Raw genomic sequence first — 6,351 nt, 5'->3', positions numbered from 1 at the left:
CAATGAGTGTATTGCTACATAGTCTGGCATGCAAAAAAGGTGTTTAAAACCAGCCTGAATGCATGAAGAGAACATAGAGCATGAATACTATTTTTATTGCGGAGCAACACATTGAATACGTGACCCCTATTTGGGGGGATTTATCTGTCAGCGTGTAATGAATGCCTTCTGACGGATAGCTTTTACTGATTATTCCCCCTTTTTGTCAGAAATTTCTAATCCTGCGTGAAATCCACTGGCAGCCATCGTGTTGGCCCGCTAACCTGAGAACGTTTTTACGGCGCAAGTGAAAAAAGAGAGATAACGATGAAGGATGCAATACGTGTAGCGATTGCCGGTGCCGGTGGTCGAATGGGGCGTCAACTGATCCAGGCGGTTTCGCAGATGGAGGGGGCTGTCCTCGGTGCGGCGCTAGAGCGTGAGGGCTCATCGTTGGTTGGCGTTGATGCCGGAGAACTGGCTGGACTGGGCACGCTGGGCGTTATTGTGCAGGATTCGCTGGATGCGGTACGTGATGATTTTGATATCTTCATCGATTTCACGCGCCCGGAAGGCACATTGGAGCATTTGGCATTCTGCCGCCAGCATGGCAAGGGCATGATTATCGGTACCACGGGTTTTGATGATGCAGGCAAAGCGGCTATCAGCGCGGCTGCACAGGAGATTGGCATTGTGTTTGCCGCCAACTTTAGTGTGGGTGTCAACGTGATGCTGAAATTGCTGGAGAAAGCGGCCACGGTGATGGGCGACTACACGGATATCGAGATCCTGGAAGCGCACCACCGCCATAAAGTGGATGCCCCGTCGGGGACGGCGTTAGCCATGGGTGAAGCCATTGCGGGAGCGTTAGGGCGCGATCTGAAAACCTGCGCGGTCTATGCGCGTGAAGGCCACACCGGCGAACGTGTGCCAAACAGTATCGGTTTTGCCAGCTTGCGTGCCGGAGATATCGTCGGTGAGCACACTGCAATGTTTGCTGATGTTGGCGAGCGCATTGAGATTAGCCACAAGGCTTCCAGCCGTATGACTTTCGCTAATGGTGCAGTTCGTGCTGCAATTTGGTTGAAAGATAAGAAATCAGGTCTTTTCGATATGAGAGATGTACTTTATATGAATAATCTTTGATTTTATTTGTTTTTTAACTTGTTGAATTTTGTGGATTATTTGTCATAATTTTTCTATTTTATGTTATTTGATTTTTTATTTTTCCATAACTGATATAAGTTTGTATTTTCTATTCTTTTTAAAGCGTTTGCTGGCGTTTTTTTAACCTCTCATTGCCTTGTCAGGCGCTCACTGGCCAAATATTTCCTTCTGGCTAATAATGTCATCGGGCAACCGTTTACTTTGCCTTTTTGATGGCTGTTTTTGTGGCTGAGATAGGTCAGTGGCGCTGTAAGAGCCATAAAAAATGGAGAAAAATAGCGGTTGGAGTGGACAAGTTGAACGACCATCATTAAAATGCGCGCAATTTGCCAAAAGTTTACCGAAAAGGTAATTTTTGCATTGATTTGGAGTGTCTAATCTGAATTAATATGCAGATAATATGATTGTTTATTCCTTGGAGGGTGTTTTGATTAAGTCAGCGCTATTGGTTCTGGAAGACGGAACCCAATTCCACGGTTGTGCCATCGGGGCAGAGGGAACGGCAGTGGGGGAAGTGGTCTTCAATACGTCGATGACCGGTTATCAAGAAATCCTCACTGATCCTTCCTATTCCCGCCAGATTGTCACTCTCACTTATCCCCATATTGGTAATGTCGGCACTAACGCCAGCGACGAAGAATCCCCCTCTGTTCATGCTCAAGGCCTGGTTATTCGCGATCTGCCTCTGATTGCCAGCAACTACCGTAATGAAGAGAGCCTCTCGGATTATCTGAAACGCAATAACATCGTTGCCATCGCCGATATCGATACGCGTAAGCTGACTCGCTTGCTGCGTGAGAAAGGGGCGCAGAATGGCTGCATTATTGCCGGGGATGCGCCGGATGCGGCACTAGCATTGGAAAAAGCCAAAGCGTTCCCTGGCCTGAAAGGCATGGATCTAGCAAAAGAAGTGACGACGCAGGAACGTTATGGCTGGACGCAAGGTAGCTGGACGTTGACCGGCGACCTGCCTGCTGCCAAAGCGGAAAGTGAATTGCCGTACCACGTAGTGGCTTACGACTACGGTGTGAAGCGCAACATTCTGCGTATGCTGGTCGATCGTGGCTGCCGTTTGACGGTTGTGCCTGCCCAGACCTCTGCTGAAGAAGTGCTCAAACTGAATCCGGACGGTATTTTCCTCTCCAACGGCCCTGGCGACCCGGAGCAGTGTGACTACGCCATCAAGGCAATCAAAGCCTTCCTGGAGACCGATATTCCGGTATTTGGCATCTGCCTGGGTCACCAACTGCTGGCGCTGGCAAGCGGTGCTAAAACGGTCAAAATGAAATTTGGTCACCACGGTGGTAACCACCCGGTGAAAGATCTGGATGCCGACTGCGTGATGATCACCGCGCAGAACCACGGTTTCGCGGTGGATGAAAACTCACTGCCTGCGACGCTGCGCCCGACGCATAAATCGCTGTTTGACGGCTCCCTGCAAGGGATTCATCGCACGGATAAAGCGGCATTCAGTTTCCAGGGACACCCGGAAGCAAGCCCTGGTCCGCACGACGCGGCCCCTTTGTTCGATCACTTTATCGAACTGATTCAATCTTATCGTGCCAATGGTAAATAATCGGGAGCAGAAAAATGGCAAAACGTACTGATATTAAAAGCATCCTGATCCTTGGTGCCGGCCCGATCGTTATCGGTCAGGCCTGTGAATTCGATTACTCTGGTGCGCAGGCGTGTAAAGCGTTACGTGAAGAGGGTTATCGCGTCATTCTGGTGAACTCCAACCCGGCGACCATCATGACCGACCCAGAAATGGCCGATGCGACGTATATCGAGCCGATCCGCTGGGAAGTGGTGCGTAAAATCATCGAAAAAGAGCGTCCTGATGCGGTGCTGCCGACCATAGGCGGCCAGACGGCGCTGAACTGTGCGCTCGAGCTTGAGCGGCAGGGCGTGCTGGCGGAGTTTGGCGTCACCATGATCGGTGCGACCGCCGATGCTATCGATAAAGCGGAAGATCGCCGCCGCTTCGATATCGCCATGAAGAAAATTGGCCTGGAAACCGCGCGTTCCGGCATCGTGCATACCATGGAAGAAGCATTGGCCGTGGCCGCCGATGTGGGCTATCCCTGCATTATCCGTCCGTCCTTTACCATGGGCGGCAGCGGTGGCGGTATCGCTTATAACCGTGAAGAGTTTGAAGAAATTTGCGCACGCGGTCTGGATCTGTCACCGACCAAAGAACTGCTGATTGATGAATCCCTCATCGGTTGGAAAGAGTATGAAATGGAAGTGGTGCGCGATAAGAAAGACAACTGCATCATTGTCTGTTCCATTGAAAACCTGGATGCCATGGGTATCCACACCGGTGACTCCATTACCGTTGCGCCAGCGCAAACCCTGACGGACAAGGAATACCAAATCATGCGTAACGCCTCCATGGCGGTACTGCGTGAAATCGGGGTAGAAACCGGCGGTTCCAACGTGCAGTTTGCGGTTAACCCGAAAACCGGCCGTCTGATCATTATCGAAATGAACCCGCGTGTATCGCGCTCCTCCGCGCTGGCTTCCAAAGCGACGGGCTTCCCGATTGCCAAGATTGCCGCCAAGCTGGCCGTGGGCTATACGCTGGATGAGCTGATGAATGATATCACCGGTGGTCGTACCCCGGCATCGTTCGAGCCCTCCATTGACTATGTTGTTACCAAGATCCCACGTTTTAACTTCGAAAAATTTGCCGGTGCCAACGATCGCCTGACCACCCAAATGAAATCGGTCGGTGAAGTGATGGCGATTGGCCGTACCCAGCAAGAGTCGCTGCAAAAAGCGCTGCGTGGTCTGGAAGTCGGTGCAACGGGCTTCGATCCGAAAGTGGATCTGGACGATCCGGAAGCGCTGACCAAAATCCGCCGCGAGCTGAAAGACGCGGGCGCTGAGCGTATCTGGTATCTGGCAGATGCTTTCCGCGCTGGCATGTCTGTGGACGGCGTGTTTAACCTGACCAACATCGATCGCTGGTTCCTGGTGCAGATTGAAGAGCTGGTTCGTCTGGAAGAGCAGGTTGCTGAGAAGAGCGCAACGGCACTGACGGCCGATTTCCTGCGCACCCTGAAACGTAAAGGCTTTGCCGATGCGCGTCTGGCGAAGCTGGCCGGTGTGTCTGAAAACGAAATTCGCAAACTGCGCGACAAATATGATCTGCACCCGGTCTACAAACGTGTCGATACCTGTGCGGCAGAGTTCGCTACCGATACCGCGTATATGTACTCCACTTACGATGAAGAGTGCGAAGCTAATCCGAATCAGGATCGCGACAAGATCATGGTATTGGGTGGCGGGCCGAACCGTATCGGACAGGGCATTGAGTTTGACTACTGCTGTGTGCATGCGGCGCTGGCGCTGCGTGAAGACGGTTATGAAACCATCATGGTCAACTGTAACCCGGAAACGGTTTCAACCGATTACGACACCTCTGATCGCCTCTACTTCGAGCCCGTCACGTTGGAAGACGTGCTGGAAATCGTCCGTATCGAGAAACCGAAAGGCGTTATCGTGCAGTATGGTGGCCAAACGCCGCTGAAACTGTCGCGTGCGCTGGAAGCCGCGGGTGTGCCGGTGATTGGCACCAGCCCGGATGCTATTGACCGTGCAGAAGACCGTGAGCGTTTCCAGCAGGCGGTGAATCGTCTGGGCCTGAAACAGCCGGAAAATGCCACCGTAACCTCCATCGAGCAAGCGGTGGAAAAAGCGCGCGGCATCGGTTATCCGCTGGTGGTTCGTCCCTCCTACGTGCTGGGCGGCCGTGCGATGGAAATCGTTTACGACGAAGTCGATTTGCGCCGTTACTTCCAGCACGCGGTCAGCGTGTCCAACGATGCGCCGGTGCTGCTGGACCGTTTCCTCGATGATGCCATTGAAGTGGACGTGGACGCTATCTGTGACGGCGAACGCGTGCTGATTGGCGGCATTATGGAACACATCGAACAAGCGGGCGTGCACTCCGGTGACTCTGCCTGTTCATTGCCGGCTTATACGCTGAGCAAAGAAATTCAGGATGTGATGCGCCAGCAGGTAGAAAAACTGGCGTTCGAACTGAGCGTGCGTGGGTTGATGAACGTGCAGTTCGCTGTGAAGAACAACGAAGTCTACCTGATTGAAGTGAACCCACGTGCAGCGCGTACCGTTCCGTTTGTCTCCAAGGCGACCGGTGTACCATTGGCGAAAGTGGCCGCGCGCGTGATGGCGGGCAAGACGTTGACGGAGCAAGGTGTCACCAAAGAAGTTATCCCACCGTATTATTCCGTGAAGGAAGTGGTGCTGCCGTTCAACAAGTTCCCCGGCGTTGACCCGATTCTGGGGCCAGAAATGCGCTCTACCGGCGAAGTGATGGGTGTGGGCCGTACCTTTGCCGAAGCGTTCGCCAAGGCGATGCTGGGCAGCAACTCACCGATGAAGAAATCAGGACGTGCCTTGCTCTCGGTTCGTGAAGGCGATAAGGCACGCGTTGTGGATCTGGCGGCCAAGCTGCTGAAACACGGCTTTGAGCTGGACGCGACTCACGGCACCGCCATTGAGCTAGGTGAAGCGGGCATTAATCCGCGTCTGGTGAATAAGGTGCATGAAAGACGTCCGCACATTCAGGACCGTATCAAGAACGGCGAGTACACGTATATCGTCAACACGACCGCAGGGCGTCAGGCGATTGAAGATTCCAAGCTGATTCGCCGCAGCGCGTTGCAGTACAAGGTGCACTACGATACGACCATGAACGGCGGCTTCGCCACGGCGATGGCGCTCAATGCGGATCCGACCGAGAAGGTAACCTCGGTGCAGGAAATGCATGCGCAAATTAAAGGTTAATCTACGCTAACCAAGAAGAAGCCAGCGCGAGCGCGCTGGCTTTTTTATGGGCGAAGATAATACAATTATTCACATCTAAAACGTGTTTGTATAATAAATGCTCCCTCAAAGAAAGATCGAAAATGGTGTTAATCCTTAATTGAGACTTTTTTTTAATAACGATGGTGTAAATACGATGCCTATAGTCCATTCTTTTTTGAATGGAGTCAAAGAATGCCTGTTTCAGCTTTGCAACATCGTCTATCTACGGAATGTTACCACTACAACCGTCATTCCGCACCTACTTTAAGAATAAATTCGACGGTATCGCTCGCCGAGAACATCAACGATGGTCTTGTGAATAGAATTGAGGTTGGATACTTGTGGTGGTCTGTCACCAATACTGAACTC

Annotated in this window: 3 protein-coding genes; all 3 read left to right on the top strand. The window is 52.2% G+C overall.

The features are described from left to right. The first annotated feature begins 306 nt into the window (after positions 1 to 306). Complete coding sequence (gene dapB, locus ACTBDZ_RS13850) at positions 307 to 1,125, top strand: 4-hydroxy-tetrahydrodipicolinate reductase (protein WP_438815750.1); 819 nt, start codon at positions 307 to 309, stop codon at positions 1,123 to 1,125. Between the two features lie 448 nt (positions 1,126 to 1,573). Next, entirely contained in the window at positions 1,574 to 2,722 is a 1,149-nt protein-coding gene (carA, locus tag ACTBDZ_RS13845) for a glutamine-hydrolyzing carbamoyl-phosphate synthase small subunit (RefSeq protein ID WP_438815749.1), read from the top strand. 14 nt (positions 2,723 to 2,736) lie between these two features. Further along, entirely contained in the window at positions 2,737 to 5,961 is a 3,225-nt protein-coding gene (gene carB, locus ACTBDZ_RS13840; protein WP_438815748.1) for a carbamoyl-phosphate synthase large subunit, read from the top strand. Positions 5,962 to 6,351 lie beyond the last annotated feature (390 nt).

Source organism: Symbiopectobacterium sp. (genome assembly GCF_051710365.1).
Lineage (GTDB): Bacteria > Pseudomonadota > Gammaproteobacteria > Enterobacterales > Enterobacteriaceae > Symbiopectobacterium.
Note: the sequence above shows the minus strand (reverse complement) of the source record. Positions and strands in the feature narration are given on the sequence as shown.

Coding starts and splice junctions, on each gene's coding strand:
- dapB (WP_438815750.1), top strand. CDS start 307: ATGAAGGATGCAATACGTGTAGCGATTGCCGGTGCCGGTGGTCGAATG.
- carB (WP_438815748.1), top strand. CDS start 2,737: ATGGCAAAACGTACTGATATTAAAAGCATCCTGATCCTTGGTGCCGGC.